The organism is Archangium gephyra (assembly GCF_049060025.1).
In the GTDB taxonomy this organism is placed as follows: domain Bacteria; phylum Myxococcota; class Myxococcia; order Myxococcales; family Myxococcaceae; genus Archangium; species Archangium gephyra_A.
In genome coordinates this window covers 1228824-1247062 of record NZ_JBMEQQ010000002.1, presented here as the reverse complement: position 1 = coordinate 1247062, position 18239 = coordinate 1228824, and the positions used below count along the sequence as shown (strand labels likewise).

Here is an 18239-nt window from a genome sequence, read left to right as displayed (position 1 = left end):
GGCATGGCAGCCAGGCGCTCGTCAGGCAGGCCGTGCCTGGGGCAACATCCGTTCTCGTGCAACTCCAGTTACTCGCATAAAGAGCCCCTCGCCGCGCCTCCTGGCCGTGCTGCTGGTGGCATGGACCGCGTGCCGGACTCCTATGGACGGTACGTTGGGCCCGCGCCTGGGATTCACCATGGAGTCGCCAGACCAGCGGCCCCTGTCCCCCCTCTCCAGGGAGGTGGGTCTGGGCACGAGGGCCCTGGCAATCCCTGAGAGCGAAGCACTGGAGGGAACGCAGGAAGTGCGCGTCCAGGCATGGGCGGCGGCGCGTGGGCTGAAGCGCAAGGGAGCATGGCTGGAAGCTCGGGCTGCGCGTGGAGGGCGGGCGGGTGCGGCTGCTCGGTCTGCGCGAGCACGAAGGGCGCGGTGCCGAGGCGAAAGCAGAGGAAGCCGGGCGATTCCGCGGCCTGGTGGAGTGGGCGCTGTACCGGTACGTGAGGGGACAGCGGGGCGACGTGGTGCTGACGTTGCGGCGGGGCGAAGGGATGTGGAAGGAGGAGGTGGAGTCCACCGGCCCGGTGCGCTCGGCCACCCTGCCCCAGGCGGCCTATGAGGTCTTCCTGCGCCAACAGAGGGAAGCGCCGCGGACCCCGGGCCACTCGGAGGAGGCGCGTGGCGAGGACCTGACGGCGCTCCAGAGGCTGGAGCAGTGGCTGCTGCTGCAGCCAGACGAGGCGCTGCGGAAAGCGCCCTCTCCCCTGGAGAAGTACGTGACGTTGCTGGAGGAGGAGCGGCAGCGCGAGGTGCGCTGGCGGGCCGTGCAGCGCAAGTTGGCCGAGTACGAGGAATGGGGGCGCAAGCTGCTGGCCACCTACGTGCCGCCGCCCCGCCGCCTGGCGCCGGGCTACCTGCTGAGCGAGTCGCTCCTGCGCGAGCAGTCCCTGCGGGCGCTGGGCAGTGCCACGCTGGCCTGGGCGTACGCGCACACGGAGGATCCGGACTTCCTGAAGCGTACGCCCGACGAGGTGGCCCTCTACCTGCTGGCGAGCCGCTCCGCCCTGGCCTCCGTGGTGCACCTGGGCCGCATGGCGCCGGTGCACCTGGACTACAACGAGGCCTTCGACTTGGAGGTGTACAAGCCCGAGGAACTGGTGCTCGAGCTGCTGGTGGGCCTGACGCCAGGGGTGGGCGAGGCGGCGGACACGAGTGCGGCCGTCACGGGCAGGAGCCTCACCGGCCACCAGCTCACCCGCCCCGAGCGCCTGGTGTGCGCCCTGGCGGTGCTGGTGCCCTTCGTGGCCGGTGCCGTATTGATTCGGGGCGGTGACGAGGGGGCGGAGCAACTGGCGCTGCTCACCGGCCGGAGCCTGGACGAGGTGCGGGTGCTCTCGCGCGTGGCCTCGCACCTGTCGCCCGGAGACGCGAAGGAGATCGAGCGCCTGATGACGGCGGCCGCCCGGGGCCACACCCTCACCGAGGAGGAGCTGCGATTCCTCCAGCGGGTGGCGCGCGGGCTGGAGGCACCGTTGCGAGAGGCGGCCGGGGCGCTGAATGCGGGGCAGAAGGTACCGCTGCTGGGCGTACGCACGCTCGCGGACGGCAGCCGGCTGCTGCCGGGCTCGCCCATGCACAAGGCGCAACGCTGGGTGGACTACCAGTTCCGCCACCCGGAGAAGTACCGCCGCTTCTCCTTCCAGCCAGACGCGGACTGGGAACGCATGTACGAGTCCATCCTCGAGAACCGGCAGGCGGGCAACGCCTTCGAGAACACCATCCTCCAAGCGGGCAAATACGAGCGCAACGGGGCGATGATGATGCCTCCACCAGGCAGCCGCGCTCAGGGCTTCATCCCTGACTCGGTGAAGGACAATCCGGCGGAGCTCGTGTGGGGCCAGCCCTACTCCTTCGTCGAGGCCAAGGCTCGCAAGGATTTGTCCCTCTCCGGCAACCTCAAGGCCATGATCGACTATGTCGATGAGCATGGCGGCCATCTCGAGTTGTGGCTCCGCTCTGCCAAGCACCCTGATGGGCCTACGAAAATGTCGGGCAGATTAGAGGCAGTCTTGGAGGACCTCGCCCAAGAAGGAAAAGCGAAGGTGATATACCACCCGCCTTGAAGGTTCTCGTGTCAGCCAACTCCCTCGACACCTACATCCATCTTCCGCCTGGCCCGATCTCGAGCGATGTGCTGCGCCAATTCCTGCGCCTCGTTTTCGACGAGTTCCGATGGTTCGCTCCCGCACGGTACGGTTCCGTATCGACGGAGGAAAAAATCCCTCCAGGCAGACTCACCGTCGAGCCACTCGTCGCCTTCTACGAAGAGCATGCGGCCCTCTGTATCTCCGCCAAGACGGAGAAGGAGTTCATGTGGGTTCGCCCCTCAAAACCCAGCTCGCCCCCTCACCATGGCAAGATCATCTGGGCGACCTCCGCGAAGTCTGCCCTGAAAAGCCCCTGGCGGACGTCACATGCTCAGCAGGTGAGCGAGGTCATGCGGCTCGTACAATCTCCGCTGGCGTGGTGCGCACTCAAGAACGACATCAAACGCAAGACCCAGCGGTTGGTGCCTGAAGGCATCGGCTCGAGGCTCACCTTCAACCTGCGCGACTACAGCGAGGGACTCCCTGGGCTCGTCTGGCGCAACTTCTACGGCCCTCCCTTCGTGCGCATGTTCGGCGAGCGCCTCGATGCACTGCCCGCCGAGTGCCGCCAGAAGCTTGGGGAGGAGCTCGTCCTCGTCCAACCCTACGAGCTGCCCACGGAGGCGGGCACCGGGTCCGGCATGGCGCGCGAGCGCGAGCTCATCTCCCTGCTCGGCCCCGAGTGCTTCTACGACCACGAGCACCACACCCTGCCCACCCGCCGTCCCGTCCTCGACTCCCTCGGCCAGCCTCTCCACTGAGAGCGGCTTCGGTAGGGGGGAGACAGGATTCGGACCTGTTTCCCCCACCCTGCCGCCTGCGCTCAGTTCGCCCCGGCCGCCGAGCCGATGGGCTTGACCTCGGGAGCCGGGGACTCGGTCAGATCCACCGCCAGCGCGTCGAGGCCGTGGTAGCCCTTGGTGCTCACCTCGCCGCCCCGGTAGAGCGCCCAGCCCTGGAGCTGGCCCGGCATGAAGGTGCGCGTCATGTGCCACAATTGAGGACCGCTGTTGGCCAGGTAGAGGTAGAGCGTCCGCTTCGCGTTCCACGGGTTGGGCAGCGCCACGGCGAGCCCGTCATCGGCCCGGCCGTACGTCTTCCCCTGCCAGCGGAAGAACCGGCGGCCGATCTCCACCGGCAGCTTCTTCTCCGCCGCCAGCCGCGCCACCAGCCCGTTGTCCTCGGCGCCTCCGAGCACGAACAAGTCCCTGCTCGCCAGCTCCTGGTCCGTCACCTCGGCGTCCGGCTTCAGCGGCGCGAGCACGTCCATGAAGGCATCCGCGACGATGTCCCGGAAGTTGAGCGTCAGCGTGCGATCCGCCTCCACCCCGCGGGCCGTGCCGTGGACGAAGAGCAACTGGCTGAAGTCGTCCATGGCGTTGGACAGCACCTGGAACTGCTCGCGCGGCACGGGGATGTCGTTGGCCGGGTTGAACACCACGCGCACCGGCCACTCGGCCACGTGGAAGGTGAAGGTGTCGCTCGCGCCCTTCACCTCCACCCGCTCCAGCGTCGAGCCCTTCGCCGTGAACAGCTCCACGGTGGTGACGAAGTGGTACGGCTTGCCGCCCTGCTCCACCTTCAGCGTCACGTCGTAGCCGTCCTTGGCCTTCGTGCTGCTGGCGCGGATGCGCGGCTCGGGCAGGCCGCCGCGCTCCACCCACTGCGCGACGAAGGGCGAGAGATCCTTCCCCGCGGCCTCCGAGGCGGTGCGCACGAACCCGGCGGTGGTGATGTTCTTGTTGGCGTAGCGCGCGTGCACGGTGCCCATCACCTTGGAGAAGGCCTTGTTGCCCAGCAGCAGGCGGAGCTGGTGCAGCAGGAAGGTGCCCTTGAGGCGGGGAATGGCATAGGTGCCGTAGCGGCTGTACGAGGTGCGCGCGGCCACGGGCACCACATCCCCCTCGCGCGAGCTGAGGTAGAGGTAACGGGTGTTGAGATCGGCCAGGGCGTCGCGCTGCTGCTCGAAGGCCTTGTCCGCCGAGTCCGGCAGCTTGTTGAGCAGGTTCCAGTAGGCGGCCGTGCCGCTCACCAGCCAGTTCTCGCCGTCGGTGGCGGGGAACATGGTGTTGGCCCACAGCAGCTTCTTGTCGAAGCCGAGGGCCTCCTTCACCTTCGCGGTGTCGCGCTTGGAGGCAGGGGCCTTCTCCTCCTTCTGGGCGAGCGACTTCGCGCGGGCCGCCTTCAGCTTGTCCGCCACGAAGATGGGACTGAAGGTGGTGTAGCCGAGCGTCAGGTGCGGCGTGGCGCCGGGCAGGTCCTGGATATACCGGCCGCCCACCATCTTCTCGCGCAGGGTCGTCTTGCCGTAGTGGGCGATGAACACGAGCTTGCCGGCCATCTCGCCGGTGGTGAGCTTGGCGTCACAGGCGTGGGGCCGGTTGATGGGGCTGGAGGCCAGGATGCGGATGGCGTTCTCCAGGTCGATGCCGCCCTTGCCGTACCGCTCGAAGTACTCCTGGAAGGCGATGTCCCGGTTCCACGTGTTGAAGGCCAGGTCCACCGGGGCGTTCTGCGGATTGGGGATGGACTCCTTGCGTATCTCCAGGTCCCGGTTGTTGTTGTTGGCCCAGATGAAGTCCTTGAGGTTGCCCGGGGTGTTGGCCGCCTTGCCCGCGCTCCCGGTGCGCCACAGCTTCGACTGCTTCGTGCCGAGCGTGAAGCAGGCGCCCTCGCCCGTCTTGGCGTCCGCCAGCGTCCAGTCGTTGGTGTAGAGCCCGTTGTTGCGCTCCTTGAGGATGCGGGCCACCTCGTCGATCGAGGACGCGTACTGGGCCGCCTTGCGGATGCGGTTGCTCTGCGGCGTGCCGTCGGGATCGAAGGGCGTCTGGCCCACCGTGGTCTCACCGATGACGATGCCCGCGTCGTTGATGAACCAGTCCGAGCCGCTGTGGATGCCGCCCGGGAACGTCTGCATCACGAAGCGGTGGCCCCTGGTGGGCTGCACGTCCGCGATCACATCCCAGTGCACGCCCGTGTAGCCGTTCCACATGAAGATCTGCCCCATGATGAACTGGCCATCCTTCGTCGCGGACTTCGTGGCCACGAAGGACGAGCAGTGGTCGCCCTCGCCCGCCAGGGCCGTCTCGTCCTCGGCCTTCATGAAGACGCGCCCGGACAGGGACGTGGCGGTCACCTCGTTGGCGTCCTCGAGCTGCCCCAGGTCCACCACCGAGTTGAGGGACACCACGTCGAGCAGATCCAGCTCGCGGTCCTTGAACTTCACGCCGGCCTTGTTGACGCCGTCGGCGATGCCCTTCATCTCCTCGAGGTACTCGGGATCGAACTTGCGCAGGAAGAGCGAGTCGGTGAGCAGCCGCACCTGGTTCCAGCCGTTCACCGCGTCCTGACGGTTCCTCCGGATGCCCAGCTTCTCCATGTAGCGGACGATGTCGTCGGCCAGGAGCTCGCCGTACTGCTGGCCGCGCTCGTACGGCTCGCCCTCGATGTGGACGTACTTCCAACCGCCGTCGTCATAGCGGAAGCCCTTGCCCGCCCAGCGCACGGACTCCATGGGCAGGTAGGCGGTGATGTCGTCCACCTCCTCCAGGCGCACGTCATCCACCCAGGCGGTACCACTGGCCTTGCCGTTGCGGCCCAGGTGCACCTGCACGCGGTCCGTGCCCTGGATGGCGAAGAAGAGCACCGAGACGCGCCCGTCCTGGTCCGCGCCTGACGTGGGCGAGCAGTTGGTGAAGGGGAAGCTCTTCATCGACAGGCAGGCCCCGAGCGCCGTCGGGTAGCGCGCCTGCGCGTCCGCCCGCACGCCGCGGGTGCGCACCCACGCGCTGAGGCGATAGAGGCGGCCCACCTGCAGCTTCACCGGCTCGGACTGCACGGTGGTCTCGGCGCCACCGGCCGGGTTCTCGATGACGAGCCCCCGCGCGCCCTCGGCCTTGCCCTCGGTGCTGGAGGCCACCTTGCCCCCACCCGACACACTCCAGCCGGTGGGCTGCCCCGAGCCGGCCTCGAAGCCGGCATTGGTCACGGGCACCTGCGCGGCCCCTGAAGGGGGCGCATGGAGCGCGCCCGCGGTGAGCAGCAGGGCGCCAGCGAATCGCGAGATCATACGGAGAGGGGTCATGTCCTTCCCGGAAGAGACGAATGAAGGTTGCGGGTCCGCGTACTACTCCCGCTCCGTCCCTGGGGCGTCAATCCGCGCCCGGAGTGCCCGTTTTGACTCGGAGTGCGAGGGAGGGAGCAGGCCACGAAAGGCGGAACGAACCCCGCGCTCCACGTCAAATTCCCGGTAGACGCCCGCCTGGGGTCCGAGCCGGTTTCGACGCTTTACTTTGGCCCGGAACAATTTCGGTCCATGCTCCGCGCCGAGTGCGTTCTACATCTTGGATCATCCTGTGGCTGTGCGCCGGCTGCACCGCGCACGTTGCTCCCACTGTCTCTCCGTCGAAGGTGACGGCTGCGGTGCGGGAGGCGTCGACGTCTCCTGCCCAGGCCGCCAACCAGCCCGCCCTGGCGCCGGCTGCTTCGCGGGGGGCCGCTGCCTCGCCGACTCCGGGGAGTGTCTCGGAGGTCGTGACGCAGGTCGTCGAGCACAATGACGCGGCGCTCGCGGCCACCGAGGCTTCCACCGAAGGTGAGGAGGCCGACGACGAGGAGCTGGCGGGCACCCCCGACGCGGACGAGGGCGAGGCCGAGGAGGTGGACGCCAACGCCGTGGTCCCCAACGGACCGCTCTACACCGCGGAGCTGTCGGACGAGCAGCTCACGGAGCTGTGGAAGAAGGAGCCGGCCGCGCTGGGCTCCATCTCGGTGGGCTTCGTCGAGAGCGGCCGGATGGTGAACGCCGTGCGCGTGCCCCAGTCCGAGAACAATGACTGGATCGTGGTCTCGCCCGAGCTGGCGTGGGCCACCCAGGAGACGGTGGACTACCTCTCGCGGGCCATCCGCGAGGTGCGCGCCCAGTATCCGAATGCGCCGCCGCTCCGCGTCAACCAGCTCAGCTCCCGCGAGGGCGGCTACCTGCGGCCCCACAAGAGCCACCAGAACGGCCGGGACGTGGACCTGGGCTTCTACTACCCCACCGCCGAGCCCGTCCGGGTGCGGGAGCGTGAGAAACACATCGATCTCGAGCTGAACTGGGCCCTGCTCAAGGCGCTCGCCATCCACACCGACGTGCAGATGATCCTCCTGGACAAGCGCGTCCAGAAGGTCCTGTACGACTACGCGCTGCGCAACGGCGAGAACAAGGAGTGGGTGGACTCGCTCTTCAACGCCGGAGCGAGATCCCTGGTGAAGCACGCGCGCGGCCACCGCGATCACTTCCACGTGCGCTTCTTCAACCCGCGCGCCCAGGAGCTGGGCCGCCGCGTCGCCCCGCTGCTCGCGCTCCAGCCCGACAAGAACATCCTGGTGCACCGGGTGCGCTCGGGTGACACGCTGGGCGGCATCGCCCTGCGCTACGGCTCCACCATCAAGACGATCCAGAAGGCCAACCGCATGCGCGGCGTCTTCCTGAGCATCGGCCAGCGGCTCGCGGTGCCCCTGCGCGGCCCCTGCACCCGTTGCCCCGTCCCGCCGCCCGTCGTCGTTCCGCCGCGCCGCATGCCTCCCGGCTTCGAGCAGCAGGCCCCGGCCGTGGCTGAAAAGCAGGCCCCCGCCGCCCCGGAGATGCAGGTGGTGCCCGCCGTGGCCACGCAGGCGGAGAGCACGGGCGGTAGCGCTCCGGCGAGCACGGTGACCGAGACGCAGCCCCAGGCGCCGGCGCAGGAGCCCGCGGTCCAGGGCTCTCCGGCCAATACGTCGGCCGCCATCATGCAGATCGGCCCCGCGGCGTCGCGTTGAACTGGTGATGTGGAAGTCCCCTCTCCCTCTGGGAGAGGGTCAGGGTGAGGGTCTTCCCCGAATGCGTGGTTGACGACCCTCACCCCCCGCCCTCTCCCAAAGGGAGAGGGAGCATGCGCAACACCACCCACTACATGTTGCGCCGGTACTGCCCGCCCACTTCGTACAGCGCGCGGGAGATCTGGCCGAGCGTGCAGACCTTACAAGCGTCCATCAGCGCGGCGAAGATGTTCCCGTTCTCGAGCGCGGCGCGCTTCACGACCGCCAGCGCCTCGGTCGCGGTCCCCGCGTTGCGCTTCCAGAACGCGTCGCGGGCGCTGATGGCGTAGTCCTTCTCCTCCTGGGTGGCGCGGATGACCTCCGGCGGAGTGATCGTCGGCGAGCCCTTGGGATCCAGGAAGGTGTTCACGCCGATGATGGGCAGCGTCCCGTCGTGCTTGAGCGTCTCGTAGTAGAGCGACTCCTCCTGGATCTTCGAGCGCTGGTACATGCGCTCCATCGCCCCGAGCACGCCGCCGCGCTCGGAGATGGAACGGAACTCCGCCAGCACGGCCGCCTCGACTAGGTCCGTCAGCTCCTCGATGATGAAGGCGCCCTGGTTCGGATTCTCGTTCTTGGAGAGACCGAACTCCTTGTTGATGACGAGCTGGATGGCGAGGGCCCGCCGCACGCTCTCCTCGGTGGGCGTGGTGATGGCCTCGTCGTAGGCGTTGGTGTGCAGCGAGTTGCAGTTGTCGTTGAGCGCCAGCAGGGCCTGCAACGTGGTGCGGATGTCGTTGAAGGCGATCTCCTGGGCGTGGAGGCTCCGGCCAGAAGTCTGGATGTGGTACTTGAGCTTCTGCGAGCGCTCGTTGCCGCCGTACTTGTCCCGGATGGCCTTGGCCCAGATGCGCCGCGCGACCCGTCCCAGCACGGCGTACTCGGGATCCATGCCGTTGGAGAAGAAGAACGACAGGTTGGGCGCGAAGTCGTCGATGTGCATCCCTCGCGAGAGGTAGTACTCGACGAAGGTGAAGCCGTTGGCCAGCGTGAAGGCGAGCTGGGAGATGGGGTTCGCCCCCGCCTCGGCGATGTGGTAGCCCGAGATGGACACCGAGTAGAAGTTCCGCACCTTCTGCTCGATGAAGTACTGCTGGATGTCACCCATCAGCCGCAGGGCGAACTCCGTGGAGAAGATGCAGGTGTTCTGCGCCTGGTCCTCCTTGAGGATGTCCGCCTGCACGGTGCCGCGCACGGCCTGCAGCGTGGAGGCACGGATCTTCTCGTAGACCTCCCGCGGGAGGACCTCGTCACCGGACACGCCGAGCAGCATCAGCCCCAGCCCGTCGTTGCCCGCGGGCAGGTCGCCCTGGTAGCGCGGCCGGGGAAGGCCACGGCGCTGGTAGAGCTCGGCGATCTTCTTCTCCACCTGCTCGGTCTGGCCGTTGGCGCGGATCCACTTCTCGCACTGCTGGTCCACCGCGGCGTTGAGGAAGAAGCCGAGCAGCATCGGCGCGGGACCGTTGATGGTCATCGACACCGAGGTGGACGGGTCCGCGAGATCGAAGCCGGAGTAGAGCTTCTTCGCGTCGTCCACGTTGGCGATGGAGACGCCGGAGTTGCCCACCTTGCCGTAGATGTCCGGGCGGTGATCCGGGTCCTCGCCGTAGAGCGTGACCGAGTCGAAGGCCGTGGACAGGCGCTTGGCGGGCAGCCCGCGCGAGACGAAGTGGAAGCGCTTGTTGGTGCGCTCCGGACCACCCTCCCCCGCGAACATGCGCGCGGGATCCTCGTTCTCACGCTTGAGCGGGAAGACGCCGGCGGTGAACGGGAAGGCGCCCGGCGCGTTCTCGCGCAGCAGCCAGGCCAGGATGTCGCCCCAGTCCTCGTACCGGGGCAAGGCGATCTTCGGCACGCGCAGGTGCGAGAGCGACTCGGTGAAGAGATCGATCTCGATGATCTTCTCGCGCACCTGGTACTGGTACTTGGCCGCGGCGTAGCGGCGCTTCATGGCCGGCCACTCGTCCAACAGCCGCTTGCACTCGGGGTGCAGGCGCGACTCCAGGTCCCGGTAGAGCTCCGCGAGCTCGGAGAGGAAGGCCGGCTCACCCTCGACGCGCTGGGTGACCTGCACCACGTCCGAGGCGTCCCGGGGCTCGACGATCTCCAGCCGCTTCTTGCCCACGTTGGCGCGCAGCGTCTCGATGGTGCCGTGGAGCTGGTACATGCGCCGCGCCAGCGCCGCCTGGGCGCGGACGAACTTGTCGTAGGACTCGCAGCTCTCGACGATCTCCGCGAGGTAGCGGGTGCGCTCGGGCGGGATGATCCACTTCTTCTCGCTCATCCCCGGGGTGATCTCCGCGTGCGACTGGAGCGCGGCGCCGGTCTTCCGGGCAATGGTGTCGATGAGGGCCCGGTAGAGCTGGTTCATGCCCGGGTCGTTGAACTGCGAGGCGATGGTGCCATAGACGGGCAGCGCATCGTCCGGCGTGGAGAAGGCGTTGTGGTTGCGCTTCCACTGCTTGCGCACGTCGCGCAGCGCGTCGAGCGAGCCCCGCTTGTCGAACTTGTTGATGGCGATCACGTCGGCGAAGTCGAGCATGTCGATCTTCTCGAGCTGCGTCGCCGCGCCGTACTCGGCCGTCATCACGTAGAGCGACACGTCCGAGTGCTCGGTGATCTCCGTGTCGGACTGGCCGATGCCGGACGTCTCCACCACGATGAGATCGAACCCGGCGGCCCGGCAGATCTCGATCGACTCGCCCACGTGCTTGGACATGGCGAGGTTGCTCTGGCGCGTGGCCATCGAGCGCATGTACACGCGCGGGTTGTCGATCGCGTTCATGCGGATGCGGTCGCCGAGCAGCGCGCCGCCGGACTTGCGCTTGGACGGATCGATCGAGAGCACCGCGAGCGTCTTGTCGGGGAAGTCCGCGAGGAAGCGCCGGACCAGCTCGTCCACGAGGCTCGACTTGCCCGCGCCACCGGTACCGGTGATGCCCAGCACGGGGACGCGCGGAGCGTTGGCGTTGAGCTTGGAGAGCGCTTCGCGGAGCGCGTCACCCGCGGCGGGGAAGTTCTCCGCGATGGTGATGAGCGGGGCGATCTTGCCGGGCTCGCGCTGGGGCCGCTCGGCCACCAGGGGCGCGAAGTCCGGGGAGCGCTTCTCGAAGTCGCACTTGGAGATGAGATCGTCGATCATCCCCTGCAGCCCCATGGCGCGGCCGTCGTCCGGCGAGTAGATGCGCGTCACGCCGTAGCGGTGCAGCTCCTCGATCTCGGACGGGAGGATGGTGCCGCCGCCGCCGCCGAACACCTTGATGTCCGCGCCGCGCTCGCGCAGCAGATCGATCATGTACTTGAAGAACTCGACGTGGCCGCCCTGGTACGAGGTGATGGCGATGCCCTGGGCGTCCTCCTGGATGGCGCAGTCGACGATCTCCGCCACCGAGCGGTTGTGACCCAGGTGGATGATCTCCGCGCCCGAGGCCTGCATGAGCCGGCGCATCACGTTGATGGCCGCGTCATGCCCGTCGAAGAGCGAAGCGGCCGTCACGATGCGCACGTGGTGGCGGGGCTTGTAGGGCGTGGGAACTGGGGGCAGTTGGATGTTTCGCATGATCAATGGCCTCAGGTGGTGGCCCGGCGATTCGCCTTCTTCTCGCGCTCGCCCAGGGCCGCTTGGAGGAACTTGCCCGCGAGCTTCCGGCCGATGAGCTCCTGCGCGACCATGCCGGCCTCGACGAGCTTGTCGAGCTGGATGCCCGTCTTCACGCCCATGCCGTGGAGCATGTAGACGAGATCCTCGGTGGCGAGGTTTCCCGCCGCGCCCGGGGCATACGGGCACCCGCCCAGGCCGCCGATGCTGGCGTCGAACGTCGTCACGCCGAGCTGCAGGCCCACGAGCGCGTTGGCCAGGGCCGTGCCGCGCGTGTCGTGCAGATGCAGCGCCAGCTTCTCCACCGGCACGTGCTCGAGCAGCGCGTTCAGCAGCGTCTCCGTCTGCCGCGGCGTGCCCACGCCGATCGTGTCGCCCAGGCTGAGCTGGTAGATGCCCGCGTCCAGCAGGGCCCGGCTGATCTCCACCACGCGAGCGACGGGCACATCCCCCTCGTAGGGGCAGCCCCACACCGTGGACAGGTAGCCGCGCACCCGCAGCCCCGCCTTCAGTGCGGCCTCGGTGGTCTGCCGGGCCTCGGCCACCGCCTCGGCGATGGTCTTGTTGATGTTCTTCTTGGAGTGGGCCTCGGACGCGGAGATGAAGACGGCCGCTTCCTCCAGGCCCGCTTCCTTGGCGCGCGTCAGGCCCTTGAGGTTGGGCACCAGCGCCGAGAAGGTGACGCCCTCGCGCCGCCCCACCAGACGCAGCAACTCCTCCGCGTCGGCGAGCTGCGGAATCCACTTCGGTGACACGAAGGAGGTCACCTCGATGCGCTTCTCCCCCGCCGCGATCAGCGCCTCGATGAGGCGCGCCTTGTCGCGCGTGGGCAGCGTGCGCAGTTCGTTCTGCAGGCCGTCGCGAGGACCTACCTCGTAGACGTCCACCTTTTCCGGCAGGTTGCCGAGCCCGGTCAAGCGCGGGCGGCGCTGTTCGTTCGCATCCATTGGATGATGTCCCGCGTCGAGCTTCCGCTCATGTCGAGCTTCCACTCATGAAATTCACCGTTTGGCGCTTCTGGCGCAACTGAGAGGATCCTCGCAGCTCGGCGCCCACGATGAGATCCGTCGATGTGGCCGAGGGCCGCTCCTCCTCCAGCCCGCCGTGCACCCAGCACACCGAAAAACCCGTGGATTCCAACAGCCGCGTCAGATCCGCAAGCGGATAGTAACGGATGGCATATTGGCCGGAAAGAACACGGCCGTCCGGCCGGGTGAGCCGCCGGGTGGCCTCGTCGCGGCCACGTACCGCGTCGAAGCGGCTCCGCTCCTCCAGCAGGCTGCCGTCCGGTAATCGGGTGGAGAAGGAAGCCTCGGGTTGGGCCGCGAGGCGTTCATACGGGACCGTGTGCAGCACCAGGCGGCCGCCGGGCCGCAGGCACCGCGCCACCTCGCGCAGCAGCGCCTCGTGCTCCTCATCCGAGAAGACGAAGAGCGTCGAGTACCAGGCGTAGGCGCCCGCCAGCGAGCCCGTGCGGAATGGGAGGGAGCGGAGGTCCGCTCGCACCGCAGGAAAGCCCGGCAGCCGCTCCTGGAGGGACAGCGCATCCAGCTCGAGGCCGATCACCCGGTCCGCCAGGGGCCCCCGGGCATTCAGGCGCGCGGCATGCCGGCCATGGCCGCAGCCCAGGTCCACCACCGGTCCGGGCACCTGGAGATCCTCGAAGCGCCTCGCGAGGTACGTCACCTCCTTCGCCGTCGTCTCCTCGGAAAGGAACGGCAGTGTGGAACGGAGGTAGAGTTCGCCGAAGAAGCTCACGTGGTGGCGCGGGGATGTAGCACCCGGGTGTAGGGGTCGCAAGCCGCCCGGCCCCCAGGCTTCCAGGCGTCAGCGGGCCCGAGCCAGCCCCACCTTCAACCGGCGCACGGCCTCATCCAGCACCGCCTCCGTCTTGCAGAAGGCGAAGCGCGCCATCCCCTGCCCCAGGTGCTTGTGCTCGGGACTGTAGAAAACACTCGGGGGGATGGCCGCTACTCCCACCTCCGTCACCAGGTGCCGGCAGAAGGCCACGTCGTCCGCGAAGCCCCGGCCCGAGATGTCCGCGATGATGAAGTAGCTGCCCTCGGGCGCGTACGCCTTCAGCCCCGCCTCCGCGAGCCCCGTCAGCAGCCGCTCCCGCTTGGACAGGTACATGGCGCTCAGCTCCTGGAAGTACACGTCCGGGAGCCGCAGCGCCGCCGCCATGGCCGCCTGCAGGGGCGAGGCCGTGGCGAACGTCACGAACTGGTGCGCGCGCTGCACCGCGTCACGCAGCGGCGGCGGCGCGATGATCCAGCCGATCTTCCACCCCGTGAGGCTGAACGACTTGCCCGCGCTGCTCACCGTCAGCGTCCGGTCCGCCAGCGAGGGCACCGTGGCGGGACGCACATGACGCGCCGGGCCGAAGAGGATGTGCTCGTACACCTCGTCCGAGAGCACCTTCACATCGTGCTCGGCGCACAGGCCGCCGAGGAACTCGAGTTCCTCGCGGGTGAAGACCTTGCCGGTGGGGTTGTGGGGCGAGTTGAGGACGAGCAGCCGCGTGCGGGGACCGAAGGCCGCGCGCACCTCCTCGCGATCGAACCACCACGTGGCGTGCGAGCCGTCCGGTGGGCGCAGCGGCACATGGCGCGCCTTGGCCCCGACGAAGCCGGCGTTGGCGTCATACGAGTCGTAGAAGGGCTCGAAGAGAACCACCTCATCGCCCGGGTCCACCAGGCCCAGCATCACGCAGAGAATGGCCTCGGTGGCACCGCTGGTGACGGTCACCATGGTGTCCGGATCGATGCCGGTGTGTCCGTGGAAGCGCGCGCCGTGCTCGGCGATGGCCACGCGCAGCTCCCTCAGACCGGGACCAGGCGCGTACTGGTTCACCCCGTCGGTGATGGCCTTGCGAGCGGCTTCCTTCACGGCCTCGGGCCCGTCGAAGTCAGGGAAGCCCTGCCCCAGGTTCATGGCCCCGTGCTTGAGGGCCAGTGCGCTGAACTCGGAGAAGACGGTGGTGCCGAGATGGGCCACGCGGCCCGCGAGGATCTGCCTGCTCATGGATACGCTCCCTGTTCAGGGGCGTACGATAGCGTCCATCGTGACGGGGCGCGCGACTGTGTCGCGCCGCGCGACCGTCCGGCTCCAACCGACGGCCATGCCCACCACCACCATCACCAGGGGCACCGCGCACACCAGGTCCGTGGCGTAGTGGAAGCGGCCCACCAGGGTGGCGGCGATGAGCAACAGGCCCGGCACCACCATCACCCGGAAGTAGCGCGGGGCGAAGCGCCACGCGTACACGAACACCAGCAGCGTGGTCCCGGTGTGCCCCGAGGGGAAGCAGTCCTGCGCGAACTTCGGCAGGCGCATCACCGAGTCCAGGAAGGACGTCACCCACACGCCCTGGAGGGGCGCGTCGAAGGCGAAGTAGAGGAAGTAGCGCGGGCCGATGGCCGGCACCAGGGCGTAGAAGAAGTAGTTGAAGGTGAAGAAGAGGCTGAGCGCGAGCAGGTACTCGTCGAAGGCCTCATTGCGGCCGGTGAAGTACAGCACCACGCCCAGCATCAACGGCCAGACGAAGTGGCCGTAGTAGCAGATCATCAGGATGTCGGTGAGCCAGGGCGGCACCATCTGCCCGAGCACCACCGCGGCCTGGGCCCCGAACAGCCGCTCATCCAGGGCGGCGAGCTCGGCATCCCGCAGCACCGGGGTGAGGGCGGTCACCAGGGGACTGAGCACCTCGTGGCTGAGGCCGATCACCGGCAGCAGCCAGAAGTTGGCCACGAAGGCCAGCAGCCGGTGCTGGGGGAAGTAGGACTCCAGGGTGCGCAGGACCAGGGGCCCGAGCGCGAAGACGGTGAAGTAGACGATGGACCTCGTGGAGCCCGGGGCCCAGCGGGCCGGGCCCAGGAGCGTCAGCGCGGCGAACGAGCAGGAGACGACCATGACCACGTCGACTGCTCGCAGGTGCACGTTCCGGACGCCCGCTCGGGCGCGCTCATACGAGGTCCAAGCGCTCACGCAGACTTACGCTCCCCCGGTTCCGCGGCGGGTTGCTTCACGCCGATGTCCAGGCTCTGAACCATTCCCCTCTCCCTCTTCCGGCCCTTCCAGCGCTCCAGCAAAGCGAGCATCGCCGGAAAGAAGACCGTCGTGCCCAGGAAGGTGCACATCACCCCGAGAAGTGCAATCTGTCCGATAGAGCGCAGACCCGCGTGATGTGAGATCAACAAAGCGCCGTAGCCGGCCGCGTTGGACAGCGTGGCCACCACCGCCGCGAAGCCCGTGTGGCGCACCACATGGCCCAGCGAGCCGGGGCCCTCTTCCTCATACCGGTGGAAGAGGTGCACCGAGTTGTCCACGGCGATGGCGAGCAGGTTGGGGAGCACCACGGCGTTGATGAAGTTGAGCTGGACGTCGAAGAGGTACATGCCTCCGGCCAGGCAGAGCATGCCCAGGAACAGAGGACCGGCCACCAGGCAGGCACGCTTGAAGCTGCGCAGGCTGAGGAGGATCGTCAAGAAGACCACCGACGCGGCCGCCCAGAGGATGAAGGGGCCGTCCCCCCGCACCATCGAGAAGATGCGGGCGGCGATCCGGTTGCTATCCAACACCGCGAGGTCCACGCCCCGGGCCTTGGCGCCGTCGATGACCTCGTCGAGCTGCGCGGCCCACGCCGACAGCTCCCGCGTGTCGTGGTTGGACACCGAGGGGAAGAGCAGCAGGAACAGGCCCTGCCCGTCCTGCGCCTCGAAGCGGCGGCGCACCTCGGCGGGCAGCTCGGCCGCGCCGTAGGGCTGGGCCTCCAGCATCTTCTTCACGCTCTCCAGGCGCGGATCCTTCTGGGCCTCCTCGGGCAGCTTCTCCAGCGTGGCGCGCAGCGCGGCGATCTGCTCCTGGTGCGCCGGCACGTCCTGGGGCAGCAGCTCGTTGAGCGAGGCGTACTGCTTGAAGGTGGACTCCGCACCGTGCCGGTTCTTCACCTCGGTGATGACGTCCTGGACCACCTGGGCCTGCGCCAGGTCATCCACCAGGAGGATGGCCGGGTTGAGGTGCGTGCCGAGCTGCGTGCTGATGTGGTCATCGAGCGCGACCGAGGGCGAGTCGCCCTTGAGGGCGCGCATGTTCGTCTCGAAGCCCACGCGCGGCAGCACGTAGAGGGAGTACGCCGCGAAGCCGAGCACGGCCACCAGCAGGCCGGCGATGACGGAGGTGGGCCAGCGCTTGCCGGGCATGGACAGCACCTGCGCCGGAGCCTCGGGCGCGTGGGCCGCGGCCTGCTTGCCTCCCGGACGCAGCCGCTCGGCGAGCACCAGCAACGCCGGGCCCAGCCCATAGGCCGCCAGCACCGCCATCAGCACGCCCACGCCCGCCAGCAGGCCGAACTGCTTGAAGGCCTCGAACTGGGCGAACAGCAGCACGAAGAAGGCCGCCGCGTTCGTCAGCGCCGACGTCAGGGCTCCCGCGAAGGTGCCGCGCACGGCCGCGGCCAGCGCCTCGGCGGCCGGGTGCTCGCGCCGCTCCTCCCAGTAGCGCATGGCCAGGTGGATGCCGTACTCCAGGCCCAGGCCGATGAGGATGGCCACCAGGAAGCCCGTGACGATGTTGAGGTGGCCGATGGCCAGCTCCGCGACGGCGAACGTCAGCGACACGCCGAAGACGACGGGCACGCCCACCACCGCCAGCGCCCACAGCCGCCGCGTGGCCAGCAGGATGATGCCCACCGCCATGATCGCCGAGAGGATGGCGGCGCGCGACAGATCCTTGCGCATCACCTCGTCCTCTTCGATGCGGGCCTGGAAGGCGCCCGCGTAGTCCAGCGTCACCCCGGGCCAGCCCTGGGCCACCTCGCCGGACAGGCGCTTCACGTCGTCCACCAGCTTCTGCGCGAAGACGATGTCACCCGCGGTGCCGCCCGGCTTCACCATCAGGTACATCTCGGAGCCGTCCGCGCTGCCGAGGTACTCGCGCATGGGCGCTTCCGGGCTGTACTTCTTGACGATGGCGTCGAAGTCCGGCGGCGCGTCCGACTCGTCGAGCAGATCCACCGCGATGGCCTGCTCCTTCTCGTAGCGCAGCCGCGCGTCCACGTCCGCGCGCAGCTCCTTCAGCTTCTCCGTGGGCAGCAGCAGCAGGCCGCGCTCCTCGAAGAAGTCCACGTCGAAGTGGTTCTCCACGTAGCGCACCTCGGGAAGCGTCTCGAGCTTCCGCGCCAGCGCGTTGGAGAAGGCCTGGAGCTGCTCGGGCGCCGCGCCCCGCGCGCGCACCACCAGGTAGCCGTCACCGCCGGCCTTCTGGGCCACGCGATTCAGGTCCCGGACCTCCCGGGTCTCGTTGGGCAGCAGCTCCACGAAGGAGCCGCGGAAGTCCAGCCGTCCGGCCAGCAACGCGGCGCCGATCGCCAGGACCGTGAACGCCAGCAGCACCCGCCAGGGCCGGGCGAGCGTTCCCCGGATGAAGGCCTCGGACCCACGCCGTCGAAGAGAGTCAGCCACGCATTTCCCCAGTCGAAGGAGGCCCGCCAGAAAGCAGACTTCCCGCCCCCTGTCACGGCCTCAACGAATCCGGGAACGAACACCCTCCAGGCTGGAAGCCTTCCACGCGTGGGGTGGATGCCTTCCGTGTGACATCCCCGCACCGAACCAGGGCAGCCAGGTCCCGGTTGTGCAACCGGTTGCGCACTCGCCTGCCCGGGTGCGGGAATATCC

10 protein-coding genes are annotated in these 18239 nt (G+C 68.4%); 3 read left to right on the top strand and 7 right to left on the bottom strand.

What is annotated here, in order from left to right; translation table 11 throughout:
• Positions 1–374: 374 nt before the first annotated feature.
• Complete coding sequence (locus ACN28I_RS05610; RefSeq protein ID WP_420941095.1) at positions 375–2102, top strand: pre-toxin TG domain-containing protein; 1728 nt, start codon at positions 375–377, stop codon at positions 2100–2102.
• Positions 2103–2476: 374 nt separating this feature from the next.
• Positions 2477–2887 (top strand): hypothetical protein, encoded by a 411-nt coding sequence (locus ACN28I_RS05605; RefSeq protein ID WP_420941094.1) that lies wholly within the window; start codon positions 2477–2479, stop codon positions 2885–2887.
• A gap of 62 nt (positions 2888–2949) precedes the next feature.
• Here ACN28I_RS05605 and ACN28I_RS05600 read toward each other — a convergent pair whose 3' ends face one another.
• Positions 2950–6195 (bottom strand): C45 family autoproteolytic acyltransferase/hydolase, encoded by a 3246-nt coding sequence (locus tag ACN28I_RS05600; RefSeq protein ID WP_420941093.1) that lies wholly within the window; start codon positions 6193–6195, stop codon positions 2950–2952.
• Between the two features lie 464 nt (positions 6196–6659).
• On the opposite strand from ACN28I_RS05600, the gene ACN28I_RS05595 reads away from it, so the two are divergent.
• A complete protein-coding gene (locus tag ACN28I_RS05595) occupies positions 6660–7928 on the top strand; it encodes a penicillin-insensitive murein endopeptidase (RefSeq protein ID WP_420941092.1) in 1269 nt (422 codons plus the stop codon).
• 130 nt (positions 7929–8058) lie between these two features.
• Here the strand turns inward: ACN28I_RS05595 and ACN28I_RS05590 are convergent, their stop codons facing one another.
• From ACN28I_RS05590 to ACN28I_RS05565, 6 genes are all read right to left on the bottom strand, one after another.
• Positions 8059–11526, bottom strand: coding sequence for a methylmalonyl-CoA mutase family protein (locus ACN28I_RS05590; RefSeq protein WP_420941091.1), 3468 nt, complete (start codon positions 11524–11526; stop codon positions 8059–8061).
• A gap of 11 nt (positions 11527–11537) precedes the next feature.
• Entirely contained in the window at positions 11538–12512 is a 975-nt protein-coding gene (locus ACN28I_RS05585) for a hydroxymethylglutaryl-CoA lyase (protein WP_420941090.1), read from the bottom strand.
• Positions 12513–12540: 28 nt separating this feature from the next.
• A complete protein-coding gene (locus ACN28I_RS05580; RefSeq protein ID WP_420941089.1) occupies positions 12541–13323 on the bottom strand; it encodes a class I SAM-dependent methyltransferase in 783 nt (260 codons plus the stop codon).
• 69 nt (positions 13324–13392) lie between these two features.
• Complete coding sequence (locus ACN28I_RS05575; RefSeq protein WP_420941088.1) at positions 13393–14589, bottom strand: aminotransferase class I/II-fold pyridoxal phosphate-dependent enzyme; 1197 nt, start codon at positions 14587–14589, stop codon at positions 13393–13395.
• Positions 14590–14604: 15 nt separating this feature from the next.
• Positions 14605–15552 (bottom strand): phosphatase PAP2 family protein, encoded by a 948-nt coding sequence (locus ACN28I_RS05570; protein WP_420941087.1) that lies wholly within the window; start codon positions 15550–15552, stop codon positions 14605–14607.
• The gene (locus ACN28I_RS05565; RefSeq protein ID WP_420941086.1) at positions 15549–18026 is read right to left on the bottom strand and encodes an efflux RND transporter permease subunit; all 2478 of its coding nucleotides are present in this window, start codon (positions 18024–18026) and stop codon (positions 15549–15551) included. Before ACN28I_RS05565 ends, ACN28I_RS05570 begins: the two co-directional genes overlap by 4 nt.
• Between the last annotated feature and the right edge of the window lie 213 nt (positions 18027–18239).

Excerpts from the sequence above, each read along its gene's own strand:
- ACN28I_RS05605 (WP_420941094.1), top strand. The coding sequence starts at position 2,477 with ATGCGGCTCGTACAATCTCCGCTGGCGTGGTGCGCACTCAAGAACGAC.
- ACN28I_RS05590 (WP_420941091.1), bottom strand. The coding sequence starts at position 11,526 with ATGCGAAACATCCAACTGCCCCCAGTTCCCACGCCCTACAAGCCCCGC.
- ACN28I_RS05585 (WP_420941090.1), bottom strand. The coding sequence starts at position 12,512 with ATGGATGCGAACGAACAGCGCCGCCCGCGCTTGACCGGGCTCGGCAAC.
- ACN28I_RS05600 (WP_420941093.1), bottom strand. The coding sequence starts at position 6,195 with ATGATCTCGCGATTCGCTGGCGCCCTGCTGCTCACCGCGGGCGCGCTC.
- ACN28I_RS05575 (WP_420941088.1), bottom strand. The coding sequence starts at position 14,589 with ATGAGCAGGCAGATCCTCGCGGGCCGCGTGGCCCATCTCGGCACCACC.